Raw genomic sequence first — 16,186 nt, 5'->3', positions numbered from 1 at the left:
CTGACCTGCAATTCTGGATCTGTGCATGCTCTTGAGTCTTCTTCCCCGTTGGAAATCCCGCCAGCTACTCGCGGCCTCCAGCTTCATCCTGCTCGTCGCCTGCGCGGAAAAACCCACCGCCGCCGACGCCCTGCCGCTGGCGCCCGCCCAGCCCGCGCCGGTAGTGACCCTGCCCAGCGCCACGCCTGACGTCAGCACCGAAATCCAGCCCCTGCAGACCTTTGCCGAATGGCAGGCGAACTTCCGCCTGCAGGCACTCCAGGCCGGCATCGCGCCAAGCACCTTCGACCGCGCGTTCCTCGGCGTCACGCCAGACATGGACGTGATCAAGGCCGACCGCAGCCAGCCCGAATTCACCCGCCCGGTATGGGAATACCTTGATGGTGCCCTGTCGCCCCTGCGCGTGCGCAACGGCAAGAAACTGCTGGAACAGAACGCCGAGCTGCTCACCCGCATCGAGCAACGCTACGGCGTCGACCGCCAGGCACTGGTCGCAGTGTGGGGCATGGAAAGCAACTTCGGCCAGTTCCAGGGCAACAAGTCGGTGATCCGCTCGCTGGCCACCCTGGCCTATGAAGGCCGCCGCCCCCAGTTCGCCCAGGACCAGCTGATCGCCGCCCTGCAGATCATCCAGCATGGCGACATCCAGCCTGAGGCCATGCGTGGTTCGTGGGCCGGCGCCATGGGCCAGACCCAGTTCATCCCGACCACCTACAACACCCATGCGGTGGATTTCGACGGTGACGGTCGCCGGGATATCTGGAACAGCACGCCCGACGCATTGGCATCGACTGCACATTACCTGCAGAGCTCTGGCTGGAAGCATGGCCAGCCGTGGGGCTTCGAAGTGCAAGTACCAGCAGGCTTCGACTATTGGCAGGCCGACGGCACGCTGCGCAAACCGGTTTACGAATGGCTGCAGATGGGCGTAAAGCTACCTGCGGGTACCCAGCTGCCGGCCGGCAGCAACCAGTTGTCAGCTGCCCTACTGTTACCGGCTGGCGCCCGTGGGCCGGCATTCCTGGTACTGGACAACTTCCGCGCCATTCTCAAGTACAACAACTCGTCTTCCTACGCGCTGGCGGTGAGCCTGCTGGGTGATCGCTTCTCGGGTTGGGGCTTCATCAGCGGCAGCTGGCCGAAGGAAGACCTGCCACTGAGTCGCAGCGAGCGGATGGAGTTGCAGAACTTGTTGAATGCCAAGGGGCATGAGGCGGGCAACCCGGATGGCATCATCGGGGCCAATACCCGCAAGGCGATTCGCAATGCCCAGCAGGGGCTGGGGTGGCCGGCAGATGGCTACCCGACCCACAAACTGCTCGACAGCCTGCGTCAGCGCTGATGCACCTGGGGCCGCTTTGCGGCCCTTTCCGACCGGTCCGGCGCCCCGGCAAGGCCGCTCCTACAGGAAAACGCGTGACCTGTAGGAGCGGCCTTGCCGGGGCGCCGGACCGGTCGGAAAGGGCTGCGAAGCAGCCCCGGCAATCTCAAGCCCTGAACAGATCTTGCCCCAGCACCAGTGTCTGCTTCTCACTGTCCAGCCTCACCCAGGCCCCCAGCGGCAAGCACACATTCGGATCACAATGCCCGCTGCGCCACCCAGCCAGTACTGGTACGCCCAACGGCCCGAAAGTCTCCTCAAGCAACGGTGCCAGCGCTGCGGTAGTAATCCCGGCAAAATCCCCTGCCAGCACGCCCTTGATGCCCTCCAGCTTGCCTGCAAGGCGCAACTGGGTCAGCAGCCTGTCCACCCGATATAACGGCTCGTTGACGTCCTCGATGAACAGAATGCAGCCCCGCGTATCAATTTCCGCCACTGTCCCCAGTGTCGCCCCCAGCATCGACAGATTGCCCCCCAGCAAGCGCCCGCTGGCAACGCCGGGCACCACGCAACTCAAGGCGAAATCGGCCGGATGGGCAATTTCATCCCCCTCCCGCAAAAGCCCGCCCAATTGCACCAGCAGCGACGACTCGGTCGGCTGCAGCTTGGCACCCAACAGGTCGGCATTGAGCATTGCGCCGTGGAAGGTGATCAACCCGGTACGCTGGTAGATGGCCGTGTGCAACGCCGTGATGTCGCTGTATCCAACCAGCGGCTTGGGGTTGCGGCGGATCAACTCGAAGTCCAGCCGATCGAGCAGACGCATGCTGCCATAACCACCGCGCATGCACAGGATTGCGTCGACATCAGGGTCGGCAACGGCCGCATGCAGATCTTCAAGGCGCTGATCATCGCTACCAGCCAGGTAACCCTCGGCCTGATGAACACCCGGGAAGATCCGGCAGCGGTAGCCTCGCTCGGCGAACCACTGGGCCGCCTTCTGCGCATCCAGGCGAGCCGGCCCGGCAGGGGCGACGATGGCGAAGCAGGCATTGGCTGCCAGCGCCTTGGGCAAACGCGATTCCATGGTTTCAGCGCAATTCATCGCAGCTCCTTTCTATGCAGCAAAAACAAAAATGCCGATGCCGCCTCTCAGCGTGCATCGGCATGTTCAGCGAAGGCCCGGATCAGAGCTTGATCTTGGCTTCGTGAGCCTGCTGGTCGGCGTGGTACGACGAACGCACCAATGGGCCGGAAGCGACGTTCTTGAAGCCCATCTTGTAGCCTTCCTCGGCGAACCAGGCGAAGGTGTCCGGGTGGACGAAACGCTGCACCGGCAAGTGGCTGCGCGACGGCTGCAGGTACTGGCCGAGGGTCAGCATGTCGATGTCGTGCTCGCGCATGCGCTGCATCACTTCGATCACTTCCTCGTCGGTCTCGCCCAGGCCGAGCATCAGGCCCGACTTGGTCGGTACGTGCGGAACCATCTGCTTGAACTTCTGCAGCAGGTCCAACGACCAGTCGTAGTCCGAACCAGGACGCGCAGCCTTGTACAGGCGCGGTACGGTTTCCAGGTTGTGGTTGAACACATCTGGCGGCTCTTGCGCAGTGATTTCCAGGGCAACGTCCATACGGCCGCGGTAGTCTGGCACCAGGGTCTCCAGTTGCACACCTGGCGACAATGCACGGATTTCGCGAATGCAGTCGGCGAAGTGCTGGGCACCACCGTCACGCAGGTCGTCGCGGTCCACCGAAGTGATCACCACGTACTTCAGGCGCAGGTCGGCGATGGCCACGGCCAGGTTCTTCGGCTCGTCCAGGTCCAGCGGCTTCGGCCGACCGTGGCCGACGTCGCAGAACGGGCAACGACGGGTGCAGATATCACCCATGATCATGAAGGTCGCGGTGCCACCGGAGAAGCACTCGCCAAGGTTCGGGCAGGACGCCTCTTCGCACACACTGTGCAGCTTGTGCTTGCGCAGCAGCTGCTTGATACGGTCGACTTCCGGCGATACCGGGATGCGCACGCGGATCCAGTCAGGCTTTTTAGGCAGTTCGTCGGTGGGGATGATCTTTACCGGGATACGCGCGACCTTTTCGGCGCCACGCAGTTTTACCCCAGCTTCCACTTTCTTCGGCGCTGGGCGCGCGGTGGCATCCTGGGTAGGTATCAGGTTCGGCACGGCTTCTTGCACAGTTGTCATATTCAGTCGATTCCGCCCGTGAGGGTCGTCTGCTCAGCATAGTCGAGGTGCTTGACCAGCTGTCCGCGCAGCCTTGTCCTGACCTCGTCGAGTACGATCGGGCCTGCCAGGTCGCGCAGCTGGGTCATGGCCAGCCCCGCATACCCACAGGGGTTGATTCGGCGGAATGGCGCTAGGTCCATGTCCACGTTCAGAGCAAGGCCGTGGAAGGAACGGCCGTTGCGGATTCGCAGGCCGAGGGAGGCGATTTTCGCTCCGTCGACATAGACACCCGGCGCATCGGGCTTGGCCACGGCGCTGACGCCGTAGCTGGCGAGCAGGTCGATCAAGGTCTGCTCGATGCGGCTGACCAGCTCGCGCACGCCAAAACCCAGGCGGCGCACGTCCAGCAGCAGGTAGGCCACCAGCTGCCCGGGGCCATGGTAGGTCACCTGGCCACCGCGGTCGGTCTGCACCACCGGGATGTCGCCCGGTACCAGCAGGTGCTCGGCCTTGCCAGCCTGGCCCTGGGTGAAGACCGCGGGATGCTCGACCAGCCAGATTTCGTCCTGGCTGTCCGGGCTACGCTGCTCGGTGAAGCGACGCATGGCCTCCAGCACCGGTTCATAGGGCTGCAGGCCAAGCTCGCGAATACCGAGGCAAAGGGACATCAGAGCACCATTTTCACGATGCCGGTGGCACGCAGGGCACTATTGATGTCATGCAGCTGGTTTTCGCTTTCGGCGACGATATGCAGCTGCACGGTGGTGTACTTGCCTTCCTTGCTCTGGCGCTCGGCCAGCGTGGAAAGGTCGACCTTGGCATGCTTGCTGAGGATCTCGATCACCGTGTCCTTGAAGCCGACAACGGTGTCGCCGATTACCTTGATCGGGTAATCGGCGCATGGGAATTCGATCTTGTGCGACTTTACGTCAGGTTCGCTCATGGCGGAAACGGCCTCGTAAGCCGTGGCAACAACAACGCCCCCGCAGGATGTGCGGGGGCTTGCAGGTCACGTATCAGTTGAACAACCCGTAGAAGAATAGACGGATGCTATCCCACATACGGCGGAAGAAACCACCTTCCTCGACGCCATCGAGGGCGATCAGGTCGGCGCTGTGAACCACGTTCTCGTCCAGTTTGACTTCCACTTTGCCGATCACGTCACCTTTGGCAATCGGTGCGGTGAGCTGCGGGTTCATGGTCATCGAAGCCTGCAGGCGCTTCAATTGGCCTTTAGGCATAGTCATGGTCAGGTCGTCGGCCAGGCCAGCCTTGACTTGGCTGGTCGCGCCCTTCCATACCGGTGCCTGGGTCAGCTCGGTGCCCTTCTGGTAGAAGGTCTGGGTTTCGAAGAAGCGGAAACCGTAGGTCAGCAGCTTCTGGGTCTCGGCGGCGCGGGCTTGCTCGCTGTTGGTGCCGAACACCACGGCGATCAGCCGCTGGCCATCACGAACGGCCGAAGCCACCATGCAGTAACCGGCTTCCTCGGTGTGGCCGGTTTTCAGACCGTCGACGGTCTTGTCACGCCACAGCAGCAGGTTGCGGTTCGGCTGCTTGATGTTGTTCCAGAAGAACTCTTTCTGCGAGTAGATAGCGTAGTGGGCCGGGTCGATGTTGATGATCGCGCGGGCCAGCAGGGCCATGTCGTGAGCCGAGGAGTAGTGCTCCGGGTTCGGCAGGCCAGTCGGGTTCATGAAGTGGCTGTTGGACATGCCCAGTTCGGCAGCAGTCTTGTTCATCATGTCGGCGAAGGCGTCTTCGCTGCCGGCGATGTGCTCGGACAGGGCGACCGAGGCATCGTTACCCGACTGGATGATGATGCCGTGCAGCAGGTCGCTGACGGTAACCTGGCTACCGACCTTGATGAACATGCGCGAACCGCCGGTACGCCAGGCGTTTTCGCTGACGGTGACCGGGTCGTTCTCGCCAATCTGGCCACGACGGATATCGACGGTGGCGATGTAGGCGGTCATCAGCTTGGTCAGGCTGGCTGGCGGCAGGCGCTCGTCACCATTGTTCTCGACCAGCACGTTGCCGCTGGACGCGTCCATGAGTACGTAGGACTTGGCAGCCAGCTGCGGTGGTGCAGGCATCATCTGCTCTGCTGCGAAGGCAGCAGGCGTGAGCATCAGCAGTACGGGCAGGCAAAGTCGTTTGGCAAGGTTGGTGATGTTCATCCGTCTCTCGAAAATCGCTAATGGTCTGATGTTCCCTGGGCCACATCGTGTGCCCAGCGCCAGTCAGTCTAGTTTTAGTGGCCATGGCCGGCCCACCCCTGAACGTCTGAATCAGGGTGCGGCGTTATGCCGCTGCGGGCAAAAGCCGACATTGTACATGGCCGGGGCCGGCAATTCATGACAAAACCGACAGCTTGAGCGGCAAGTCTCAAGCTTCAAGCCACAAGAAAAAGCCAGCCCAGGATTGCGCCGCCCCTTCTTGCAACTTGCAGCTGGAAGCTTGCTGCTCAGGCAAGTCAGTCTGTGACCAGCTTGGCCTGGCCAAGGTTCGCCAGGCGAATGCTGTTCTGCGCCTGCTGGATCTCGCCCTGGCTGCTGAACGGCCCCAGGCGCACGCGGTGCAGGGTTTGCTGGTTACGCACGATGGAGCTGATGAACACCGGCGCGCTGACCATGGTGCTCAGCTTGGAGCGCAGCAGTTCGGCGGCATCCGGGTTGGCGAAGGCGCCCACCTGAAGAACGTTGCCCCCGGTGTTGGCGGCCACACTGTTGCCGCCCACCTGTACCGGCACCACCGGCGCCGCGTGCTGCTGCGGCGGCGGGGTCCATTGCTCGACCCGCCCGGTGCTGGCCGGAATCGCCTGGGTCTGCGCGACCTGCGGTTCTTTCAGCATCAGCGGCGGCTGCTGGCCCTTCTGTGCCCACCATTGCTGCGGGTCGATGCCCTCGACCCGCACGTGCGCAGTACCGATCTCGGCGTAGCCGAGCTTCTTCGCCGCGGCATAGGACAGGTCGATGATGCGGTCGGAATAGAACGGCCCACGGTCGTTGACCCGCAGAATCACACTGCGGCCGTTGGCCAGGTTGGTCACCTTGACGTAGGCCGGCAGCGGCAGGGTCTTGTGTGCCGCACTCATGCCATACAGGTCGTAGAGTTCGCCGTTGGCGGTGTTCTGGCCATGGAACTTGGTGCCGTACCACGACGCGGTGCCCTCGGCGCGGTAATTGCGCGAGTCCTGCAGCGGGTAGTAGGTCTTGCCCAGTACAGTGTACGGGTTGGCCTTGTAGGCACCGGTGTGCACGGTTGGCGTAGCATCGGGAATCTTGTTGACGTCCACGTCCCACCACGGCGCTCCGTCCTTGTGGGCACGGTTGATGTCCAGGCCAGGCTGCGAACGGACGACGTTGCCACTGCTCTGGGTGGTCGGGCGGCTGGAGGAACAGCTGACCAGCAACATGCCGACGGTCATGCAGGTCAGCAGCTTGAAGGTATTGGCAGAGATGATTGCGCGCATTACTTGACGCCCCGTACTTGGACCAGCTGTTCCGCAAGCTGATGCACCGCCATGGCATACATCACGCTGCGGTTGTAGCGAGTGATCGCGTAGAAGTTCTTCAGGCCCAACCAGTACTCGGGGCCGTTGTCGCCTTCCAGGCGGAAAGCGGTAACCGGCAGATCATCGCGCAACGCATCATGGCTCGACCAGCCCAACGCCCGCAACTCCCCGAAGGTTTTCGCAGGTTCGATACCCGTGGTCAGGCCAAGATCTGCCTGCGCGCCGCTGACCTGGGCACGGCTGACCACGCGCTCGCCGGCCACCCAGCCATGGCGCTTGAAGTAGCTGGCCACGCTGCCGATGGCATCGTCGGGGTTGTTCCAGATATTGATGTGGCCATCGCCGTCGAAGTCCACCGCGTAGTTGCGGAAGCTGCTCGGCATGAACTGCGGCAGGCCCATGGCACCGGCATAAGAACCCTTGAGGGTGAGCGGGTCGACCTGTTCGTCACGGGTCAGCAGCAGGAACTCTCGCAGTTCCTTGCGGAAGAATTCCGCGCGCGGCGGGTAGTCGAAGGCCAGGGTCGACAAGGCATCGATCACCCGGTAATTGCCGGTATTGCGGCCGAAGAAGGTTTCCACGCCGATGATTGCAACGATGTACTGCGCTGGCACGCCATATTCTTGCTCGGCACGTGCCAGCACCGCCTCGTGTTGGCGCCAGAAGTCCACGCCACGGGCGATGCGCGCGTCGGTGATGAACATCGGCCGGTATTCCTTCCACGGTTTGACCCGTTCGGCCGGGCGCGAGATGGCATCGAGGATCGACTGCTTGCGCTGTACCTCGCGGAATACCCCGTTCAATTGTTCGGGAGCAAACCCATAGTCGCGGCTCATCTGGAGAACGAATTCGGTCACCTGCGGCGAGCCGTCGTAATCACCGGCATGGGCCAGCTGTACAGCGCCGAACAGGCCCACCGCGCCGATCCACGGCGCACAACGGGCAGCCCAGTTACGCACTGCTTGCATTAAATTCTTCACCTTATTCAAACCTGCGCGATCCATTTGCGGTGCGTATGGATCGACATCAGAACGCCAAACGCTGACAGCAGCGTCACCAACGAAGTTCCGCCATAGCTAATGAAGGGCAGCGGCACACCCACTACAGGCAACAGGCCACTGACCATACCGATATTGACGAACACATATACAAAGAAGGTCATGGTCAGGCTGCCCGCCAACAGCTTGCCGAACAGGGTCTGCGCCTGCGCGGTGATCATCAGCCCGCGGCCGATCAGCAGCAGATAGACGATCAGCAGCAGACAGATACCGACCAGGCCGAACTCCTCGCCAAGCACCGCGATGATGAAGTCGGTGTGGCTTTCCGGCAGGAAGTCCAGGTGCGACTGGGTACCCAGCAGCCAACCCTTGCCGAACACGCCACCGGAGCCGATCGCCGCCTTTGACTGGATGATGTTCCAGCCGGTGCCCAGCGGGTCGCTCTCCGGGTCGAGGAAGGTCAGTACGCGCTGCTTCTGGTAGTCGTGCATCACGAAGAACCACATCGCCACCGCTACGGGCACCGTCGCTGCAAGCACGCTGAGAATCCAGCGCCAACGCAGGCCACCCATGAACAGCACGAATGCGCCGGAGGCGAGAATCAGCAGCGCCGTGCCCAAGTCAGGTTGGCGGACGATAAGAATGAACGGCACACCGATCAACACCAGGCTTATTGCCACGTGTTTCAAGTGCGGCGGCAAGGTGCGCTTGGAGAGGTACCAGGCGATGGTCGCCGGCATGATGATCTTGAGGAACTCCGAGGGCTGGAAGCGGATCACCCCGGGGATGTTGATCCAGCGCGTGGCGCCCATGGCGTTGTGGCCCATGACGTCCACCACCACCAGCAGGAATACCCCCACCAGATACGCCAACGGCACCCAGCGCGCCATGAAGCGTGGCTCCAGCTGGGCGATGACGAACATCGAGACCAGGCCGATACCGAACGAGGTAGCCTGCTTGAGCAGCAGGTCCCAGTTCTTGCCACTGGCCGAATAGAGGACGAACAGGCTGCCGGCCGCGAGGGTCAGCAGGATGATCAGCAAGGGGCCGTCGATGTGGATGCGCTGCAGGAAGCTGGCGCGTCGACGCATCACGTCCTCGCTGGAGAGCATGCGATCGAAATTATTCTTCACTGGGCCGTTTCCTGGGCGACGGTGGCAGGCGCGAATTCAGTCTTGAGCCGGCCGCTCTCATCGAGCAGCCAGGCGTCCATGATCTGCCGCACGACGGGTGCTGCAACGCCAGAGCCGGACTCACCGTTCTCGACCATCACCGAGACCACGATCTTCGGATCGTCAGCTGGGGCGAAGGCGACGAACAGCGCGTGGTCGCGGTGGCGTTCCTGGAGTTTGTTGCGGTCGTACTTCTCGCCCTGCTTGATGGCCACCACCTGGGCGGTACCGCTCTTGCCGGCGATGCGGTACTGGGCGCCGGCCGCAGCCTTGCGGGCGGTACCGCGGGCGTTGTGCATCACTTGCTCCATGCCGTGGGTGACCTTGGCCCAATCGGACTTGTCACGCAGGACGATGTCTTCCATCGGGTTGGGGTCCACCGGCGGCTGACCTTCGATGGTCTTGGCCAGGTGCGGGCGGTTCCACACGCCCTTGTTGGCGATCAGCGCGGTGGCCTGGGCCAGTTGCAGCGGCGTGGCTTGCATGTAGCCCTGGCCGATGCCGAGGATCAGCGTTTCCCCCGGGAACCAGGCTTGCCGGCGGGTGGCTCGCTTCCACTCGCGCGACGGCATCAGCCCGGGCGACTCCTCGAACATGTCGAGGGCCACCTTCTGGCCGATGCCGAACTTGTTCATGTAACTGGACAGCCGATCGATGCCCATCTTGTGGGCAAGGTCGTAGAAGTAGGTGTCATTGGAGCGCATGATCGCGGTGTCCAGATCGACCCAACCATCACCGGTACGGTTCCAGTTACGGTATTTGTGATCGTAGTTGGGCAACTGGTAGTAGCCCGGGTCGAACACCCGGCTACTGGCGTTGACCACCCCACTGTCGAGGCCGGCAATGGCAACTGCCGGTTTGATGGTCGAGCCCGGCGGATACAGGCCGCGCAGGACGCGGTTGAACAGTGGCCGGTCGATCGAGTCGCGCAGCTCGGCATAGGCCTTGAAGCTGATGCCAGTGACGAACAGGTTGGGGTCGAAGCTGGGCTGGCTGACCATCGCCAGCACCTCACCGGTACGCGGGTCGAGCGCCACCACGGCGCCCCGCCGGCCACCCAGAGCGGCCTCGGCGGCCTCCTGCAGCTTGATGTCGAGGCTCAGCACGATGTCCTTGCCCGGCTTCGGATCGGTGCGCTTGAGCACCCGCAGCACACGGCCCCGGGCGTTGGTCTCGACCTCCTCGTAACCGACCTGACCGTGCAGCTCAGGCTCGTAGAAGCGCTCGATGCCGGTCTTGCCGATATGGTGGGTGCCGCTGTAATTGACCGGGTCGAGGGTTTTCAGTTCTTTCTCGTTGATCCGCCCGACATAACCGACCGAGTGGGCGAAATGCGCACCCTGAGGGTAGTGGCGCACCAGCTGGGCGACGACTTCCACGCCGGGCAGGCGGAACTGGTTGACCGCCACGCGGGCAATCTGCTCCTCGTTCAGCTCGAACAGGATCGGCACCGGCTCGAACGGCCGACGCCCCTGCTTCATGCGCTTTTCGAAAATCGCCCGGTCATCCGCCGTCAAGTCCAGTACTTCGACGATGGTATCCAGCACTTCCTGCCAGTTACCCGCACGTTCGCGAGTCATGGACAGGCTGAAGCTAGGCCGGTTGTCGGCAATGATCACGCCGTTGCGGTCAAAAATCAGGCCACGCGTAGGCGGAATCGGCTGCACATGCACCCGGTTGTTCTCCGACAGCGTGGAGTGATAGTCGTACTGGATGATCTGCAAGTAGTACAGCCGCGCAACCAGCACGCAGATGAGCAGTATCACCGCCACCGCGCCGACAACGACGCGGTTACGCACCAGGCGGGCGTCTTTCTCGTGGTCCTTGAGACGGATCGGCTGCGACATCGGACTGCTTACAGGCTCATTTGTGGTAAGGGTGCCCGGACAATACTGTCCAGGCGCGGTAGATCTGCTCGCCGATGAGTATCCTTACCAACGGGTGCGGCAGGGTCAGCGGCGACAGCGACCAGCGTTGCTCGGCGCGCGCACAGACCTCAGGCGCCAGCCCTTCCGGGCCGCCCACCATCAAATTCACCGTACGCGAGTCCAGGCGCCAGCGGTCCAGCTCGGTCGCCAGCTGCTCGGTACTCCAGGGCTTGCCATGGACCTCGAGGGTGACGATGCGTTCCCCAGGCTGAACCTTGCTCAGCATGGCTTCGCCCTCCTGACGGATCAGGCGGGCGACGTCGGCATTCTTGCCACGGGTGTTCAGCGGGATTTCCACCAGCTCGAGCGACAGCTCCTGGGGCAGGCGCTTGGCATATTCATGCCAGCCTTCCTCGACCCACTTGGGCATGCGCGAGCCGACCGCGATCAGGCGAAGACGCACGACGCTTCCTTATTCCCGGTCTTTCAGCTTGTCGGTGAAGTAGTCGCTGGCGTTTTCCGGGCTGTGGTGCTTGGCGTCGGCGGCACGGCTCTGCTCGGCGCCCATCCACAGGCGCTCCAGGTCGTAGAACTGGCGGGCAGCGGCGGTCATCATGTGAACGATGACGTCGTTCAGGTCCAGCAGTACCCAATCGCTGTCGCCCTTGCCTTCTTCACCCAGTGGTTGCGCGCCTTGTTTCTTGACCGTTTCACGGACCTTTTCCAGCATCGCGTTGATTTGGCGGTTGGAAGTACCGGTGGCAATGATCATGTAGTCGGTCAGGCTGTGCTTTTCGCGCACGTCGATGACCTGAATGTCCTGGGCCTTGACGTCTTCCAGGGCGCTGATGGTCAGTTTGACCAGTTCTTCGCCATTGATTTTCTGCTTGCTCATATAAAACTCTTCAACTCGTTTGGATGAGGCGCCCTGGGGGCACCGTCAGTTAGGGGCACGATACAGTTCGTGCGCCTCGATGTAGGCCAGTACGGCGTCCGGCACCAGGAACCTCACCGATTTGCCGCTGGCCAGCAGCTGTCGGATCTGTGTAGCCGACACCGCAAGCGGCGTCTGCCAGACGAACGAAATATTCCCCGCCGGGCCGGACATGGCGGTGGGATCGCTCTCCGAGCGCGCAGCCAGCAGGTTGCGCAACTCGTCAGGGGGTTCAACGTCGGCATCCGGGCGCTGCAGCACCAGGATGTGACAGTATTGCAGCAGTTCTTCCCAGCGGTGCCAGCCAGGCAGGCCGCAGAAAGCGTCCCAGCCCAGGACCAGGAACAGCTGGTCTTCGACGCCCAGCTCGGCGCGCAGCGACTCCAGCGTGTCGATGGTGTACGACGGTTTGTCGCGCTCGAGCTCGCGGGCATCGACGCTCAGGCAGGCTACGCCCTGTACCGCTTCGCGCACCATGGCCAGGCGATCCTGAGCCGCCACCTGCGGGGTATCGCGGTGTGGCGGGCGGGCATTGGGCAACAGGCGCAGCTCATCGAGCCCCATGAACTCGGCCACTTCCAGCGCGCTGCGCAGATGGCCGATGTGCACGGGGTCGAAGGTACCGCCAAGAATGCCGATGCGCCGGACTGCCTGGGCCTTGCTCAACTCAGCAGGACTCCTGACCGCGTAGCTGGCCGTCACCGATCACCACGTACTTCTCACAGGTCAGGCCTTCCAGGCCGACGGGGCCGCGGGCGTGCAGCTTGTCGGTGGAAATGCCGATTTCCGCGCCCAGGCCGTACTCGAAGCCATCGGCGAAGCAGGTCGGGGTGTTGAGCATCACCGATGCCGAATCGACTTCGGCCATGAACTGTCGGGCCTGGCCCTGGTGTTCGGTGATGATCGAGTCGGTGTGGTGCGAGCCGTACTGGTTGATGTGCTCGATGGCATGGTCCAGGCCGTCGACTACGCGGATCGACAGGATCGCGTCGAGGTACTCGGTGTGCCAGTCGTCTTCAGTGGCCGGCTTGGCATCGATCAGCGCGCGGGTACGCTCGCAACCACGCAGCTCGACCCCTTTCTCCTGGAAGCGACGGGCCATTTCCGGCAAGAAGCCTTCAGCCACGCGCTGGTCGACCAGCAGGGTTTCCATCGCGCCACAGATGCCGTAGCGGTAGGTCTTGGCGTTGAATGCCACGCGCCAGGCCTTGTCCAGGTCGGCGTGCTCGGCCACATAGACGTGGCAGATGCCGTCCAGGTGCTTGATGACCGGCACGCGGGCGTCGCGGCTGATGCGCTCGATCAGGCCACGGCCGCCACGCGGCACGATGACATCGACGAACTCAGGCATGCTGATCAGCGCACCAACGGCTTCGCGGTCGGTGGTCTCGACCACTTGCACCACGGCAGCCGGCAGGCCCGCTGCAGCCAGGCCACGCTGAATGCAGATGGCGATGGCACGGTTGGAATGGATAGCCTCGGAGCCGCCACGCAGGATGGTCGCGTTGCCCGACTTCAGGCACAGGCTGGCGGCATCGATGGTCACGTTCGGACGCGACTCGTAGATGATCCCGATCACCCCCAGAGGCACGCGCATCTTGCCGACCTGGATGCCCGACGGGCGGTAGCTCATGTCGCGGATGGCACCAACCGGGTCTGGCAGGCTGGCAACCTGGCGCAGGCCAGTGATCATGCCGTCGATGCGCGCCGGGGTCAGCGCCAGGCGGTCAAGCAGCGCTGGCTCCAGGCCATTGGCACGGCCGGCGGCCAGGTCCAGTTCATTGGCTGCGGCAAGCTCGGCGCGCGCGGCATCGAGCGCATCGGCGGCGGCCTGCAGGGCGCGGTTCTTCTGCGCGGTGCTGGCACGTGCGATGACGCGGGAAGCCTGGCGAGCGGCGCGACCCAGGCGGGTCATGTAGTCAAGAACGGACTCAGTCATGGGTTCGGTGTCTTGGCGAAGGGGAAATCGGCTGATTATAACTGTCGCGCAGGTATACGCCCAGCGGCGGGTGGCGGATGGTAGAAAATGGCTCACAAGATTCCATAGGAAAGATGTAACCGCGCTTATCGAACAGTCCGGGTTCAGCCTCGATTAAGCTATTCATTGCTATCATCCCGGCCTTTACTGCCACGAACCGCCAGCATGCCAGCCTCAGCCCCCTGCCCTGCACGCGCCCTCCCTGACAGCTTCTTCGACCGCGACGCCCAGACGTTGGCCAAGGCGTTGCTGGGCAAAGTCATTCGCCATCGCCACGGCGACCTGTGGCTGGCCGCACGGATCATCGAGACCGAGGCTTACTACCTGGCCGACAAGGGCAGCCACGCCTCGCTTGGCTATACCGAGAAGCGCAAGGCGCTGTTCCTCGATGGCGGGCACATCTACATGTACTACTCACGCGGCGGTGATTCGCTCAACTTCAGCGCCCAAGGCCCAGGTAATGCGGTACTGATCAAGTCCGCCTACCCTTGGCTCGATGCCATATCTGGTGCCAACAGCCTGGCGCAGATGCAACTGAACAACCCCGATGCCAGCGGCAACCTGCGCCCGGCCGAACGCCTGTGCGCCGGGCAGACCCTGCTGTGCAAGGCCATGGGCCTTAAAGTGCCGCACTGGGACGCGCAACGCTTCGATCCTGAGCGCCTGTACGTGGAAGACTGCGGCATCGCCGTGCCGCGGGTGGTCCAGGCGCCACGCCTGGGTATCCCCCATGGCCGCGACGAGCACCTGCCGTATCGCTTCGTCGACGCCGATTTCGCCCGCTTCTGCACCCGGAACCCGCTGCGCCGGGGCCAAGTCGAAGGGCAAGACTTTTTCATACTCGAACAAGGAAGCTGAAACATGGGCCAATGGCTCGACAGCCTGACCGGCTGGCTCAGCGCCAACCCCCAGTGGCTTGGCCTGGCTATTTTTGTGGTGGCTTGCGTGGAGTGCCTGGCGATTGCCGGCATCATCGTGCCAGGCACGGTGCTGCTGTTCGCCGTTGCCGTGCTGGCTGGCAGTGGCGCATTCACCCTTGGGGAAACCCTGCTGCTGGGGTTCCTCGGCGGCCTGCTCGGTGACGCGCTGTCGTACACCATCGGCAAGTACTTCCACCAGAACATCCGCCGCCTGCCGTTGCTGCGCCACCACCCTGAGTGGATTGGCAGCGCCGAGGCCTACTTCCAGCGTTACGGCATCGCCAGCCTGCTGGTAGGCCGCTTCATCGGCCCGCTGCGGCCGATGCTGCCGATGGTCGCCGGGATGTTCGACATGCCGCTGCCGCGCTTCATCGCGGTCAGCCTGGTGGCGGGTGCGGGCTGGTCGGTCGCCTACCTGCTGCCAGGCTGGGCCACCGGTGCGGCCATGCGCCTGCCGTTGCCGGAAGGCTTCTGGCTGGATGCCGGCATCATCGCCGGCACCCTGGCGGTGCTGATCGGCCTGAGCCTTAACAGCAGCCTGCGCGATCAGCGGCACGGCACCCGGCTGATCGCCGGCCTCAGCTTCATCGCACTGACGGCGGTGTTCCTTGGCTGGCCCTACCTGCAGGCATTCGATCAGGGCGTGATGACGCTGGTACAAGAACACCGCAGCCGAATGATCGACGGCACCGTGGTCCTGGTGACCCGCCTGGGCGACTTCAAGACACAGTTCTTCCTGGGCGGCCTGCTGACCGGCTTGCTGTTGTTGGCGCGGCAATGGCGCCATGCCCTGTTCGCCGGCGGGACGCTGATCGGCACGGCCCTGGCCAACGGCTCGCTGAAATGGCTGTTCGCCCGGGCGAGGCCGGAGGTGCTGAGCGACCCGCTGACCAGCTACAGCATGCCCAGCGGGCACAGTTCGGCGTCGTTCGCGTTCTTTCTGACCCTGGCTGTACTGGCGGGGCGCGGCATGCCGCCGCGCATGCGCCTGACCTGGGTACTGCTGGGCTGCATCCCGGCACTGGCGATTGCCTTGTCGCGGGTCTACCTGGGGGCGCATTGGCCGACCGACATCATGGCCGGGGCCTTGCTGGCCTGTTGCGTGTGCGCACTGAGTTTGACGCTGGTGCAACATCGCCAGCCGCTGACTGCACTGCCGCTGCGGGTATGGTGGCTGGTGTTGCCGGCGTGTACCGCGTTGCTGGCGTTCTTTGCCATGCATGCGCTGCCGCACGCCCTGCTTCGATACCAGTATTGAGCTTGCCTGTACTGGCCTCTTCGCGGCTAAAGCCGCT

The 16,186-nt window shown here is 63.3% G+C and carries 16 protein-coding genes; 3 read left to right on the top strand and 13 right to left on the bottom strand.

What is annotated here, in order from left to right:
- Positions 1-25 precede the first annotated feature (25 nt).
- The gene (locus BUQ73_RS01580; protein WP_079226409.1) at positions 26-1,342 is read left to right on the top strand and encodes a lytic murein transglycosylase; all 1,317 of its coding nucleotides are present in this window, start codon (positions 26-28) and stop codon (positions 1,340-1,342) included.
- 145 nt (positions 1,343-1,487) lie between these two features.
- Here BUQ73_RS01580 and BUQ73_RS01575 read toward each other — a convergent pair whose 3' ends face one another.
- The 13 genes from BUQ73_RS01575 to BUQ73_RS01515 form a co-directional block, all read right to left on the bottom strand.
- Positions 1,488-2,426, bottom strand: coding sequence for a S66 peptidase family protein (locus BUQ73_RS01575; RefSeq protein ID WP_079226408.1), 939 nt, complete (start codon positions 2,424-2,426; stop codon positions 1,488-1,490).
- Between the two features lie 82 nt (positions 2,427-2,508).
- Positions 2,509-3,525 carry a lipoyl synthase gene (gene lipA, locus BUQ73_RS01570; protein ID WP_027917769.1) on the bottom strand — a complete coding sequence of 339 codons (1,017 nt, stop codon included), beginning with the start codon at positions 3,523-3,525 and terminating at the stop codon, positions 2,509-2,511.
- A 2-nt stretch (positions 3,526-3,527) separates the two neighbouring features.
- The gene (gene lipB / locus BUQ73_RS01565) at positions 3,528-4,175 is read right to left on the bottom strand and encodes a lipoyl(octanoyl) transferase LipB (protein ID WP_079226407.1); all 648 of its coding nucleotides are present in this window, start codon (positions 4,173-4,175) and stop codon (positions 3,528-3,530) included.
- Entirely contained in the window at positions 4,175-4,450 is a 276-nt protein-coding gene (locus tag BUQ73_RS01560) for a DUF493 domain-containing protein (protein WP_009685832.1), read from the bottom strand. The genes lipB and BUQ73_RS01560 overlap by 1 nt, the downstream gene beginning before the upstream one ends.
- A gap of 73 nt (positions 4,451-4,523) precedes the next feature.
- Positions 4,524-5,684: a D-alanyl-D-alanine carboxypeptidase family protein gene (locus BUQ73_RS01555; RefSeq protein WP_027917771.1), complete on the bottom strand. Its 1,161-nt coding sequence runs from the start codon at positions 5,682-5,684 to the stop codon at positions 4,524-4,526.
- A gap of 296 nt (positions 5,685-5,980) precedes the next feature.
- A complete protein-coding gene (locus BUQ73_RS01550) occupies positions 5,981-6,979 on the bottom strand; it encodes a septal ring lytic transglycosylase RlpA family protein (RefSeq protein ID WP_027917772.1) in 999 nt (332 codons plus the stop codon).
- Complete coding sequence (gene mltB, locus BUQ73_RS01545; protein ID WP_079226406.1) at positions 6,979-7,989, bottom strand: lytic murein transglycosylase B; 1,011 nt, start codon at positions 7,987-7,989, stop codon at positions 6,979-6,981. The genes BUQ73_RS01550 and mltB overlap by 1 nt, the downstream gene beginning before the upstream one ends.
- A 17-nt stretch (positions 7,990-8,006) precedes the next feature.
- Positions 8,007-9,110 (bottom strand): rod shape-determining protein RodA, encoded by a 1,104-nt coding sequence (rodA, locus tag BUQ73_RS01540; RefSeq protein ID WP_050437190.1) that lies wholly within the window; start codon positions 9,108-9,110, stop codon positions 8,007-8,009.
- Positions 9,111-9,148: 38 nt separating this feature from the next.
- The gene (gene mrdA / locus BUQ73_RS01535; RefSeq protein WP_060484186.1) at positions 9,149-11,038 is read right to left on the bottom strand and encodes a penicillin-binding protein 2; all 1,890 of its coding nucleotides are present in this window, start codon (positions 11,036-11,038) and stop codon (positions 9,149-9,151) included.
- A 16-nt stretch (positions 11,039-11,054) separates the two neighbouring features.
- Positions 11,055-11,522, bottom strand: coding sequence for a 23S rRNA (pseudouridine(1915)-N(3))-methyltransferase RlmH (gene rlmH / locus BUQ73_RS01530; RefSeq protein ID WP_008090421.1), 468 nt, complete (start codon positions 11,520-11,522; stop codon positions 11,055-11,057).
- A 9-nt stretch (positions 11,523-11,531) separates the two neighbouring features.
- Positions 11,532-11,954, bottom strand: a complete 423-nt coding sequence (gene rsfS, locus BUQ73_RS01525; protein ID WP_027917776.1) for a ribosome silencing factor — start codon at positions 11,952-11,954, stop codon at positions 11,532-11,534.
- 45 nt (positions 11,955-11,999) lie between these two features.
- A complete protein-coding gene (nadD, locus tag BUQ73_RS01520) occupies positions 12,000-12,659 on the bottom strand; it encodes a nicotinate-nucleotide adenylyltransferase (protein ID WP_079226405.1) in 660 nt (219 codons plus the stop codon).
- Position 12,660: 1 nt separating this feature from the next.
- Positions 12,661-13,932, bottom strand: coding sequence for a glutamate-5-semialdehyde dehydrogenase (locus BUQ73_RS01515; protein WP_079226404.1), 1,272 nt, complete (start codon positions 13,930-13,932; stop codon positions 12,661-12,663).
- Positions 13,933-14,136: 204 nt separating this feature from the next.
- On the opposite strand from BUQ73_RS01515, the gene BUQ73_RS01510 reads away from it, so the two are divergent.
- Together BUQ73_RS01510 and BUQ73_RS01505 are read left to right on the top strand one after the other, a co-directional pair.
- Positions 14,137-14,829 carry a DNA-3-methyladenine glycosylase gene (locus BUQ73_RS01510; protein WP_079226403.1) on the top strand — a complete coding sequence of 231 codons (693 nt, stop codon included), beginning with the start codon at positions 14,137-14,139 and terminating at the stop codon, positions 14,827-14,829.
- A gap of 3 nt (positions 14,830-14,832) precedes the next feature.
- The gene (locus tag BUQ73_RS01505) at positions 14,833-16,149 is read left to right on the top strand and encodes a bifunctional DedA family/phosphatase PAP2 family protein (RefSeq protein WP_079226402.1); all 1,317 of its coding nucleotides are present in this window, start codon (positions 14,833-14,835) and stop codon (positions 16,147-16,149) included.
- Positions 16,150-16,186 lie beyond the last annotated feature (37 nt).

The organism is Pseudomonas putida (genome assembly GCF_002025705.1).
Classification (GTDB): Bacteria; Pseudomonadota; Gammaproteobacteria; order Pseudomonadales; family Pseudomonadaceae; genus Aquipseudomonas; species Aquipseudomonas putida_J.
This window is presented reverse-complemented; position numbering and strand designations above follow the sequence as displayed.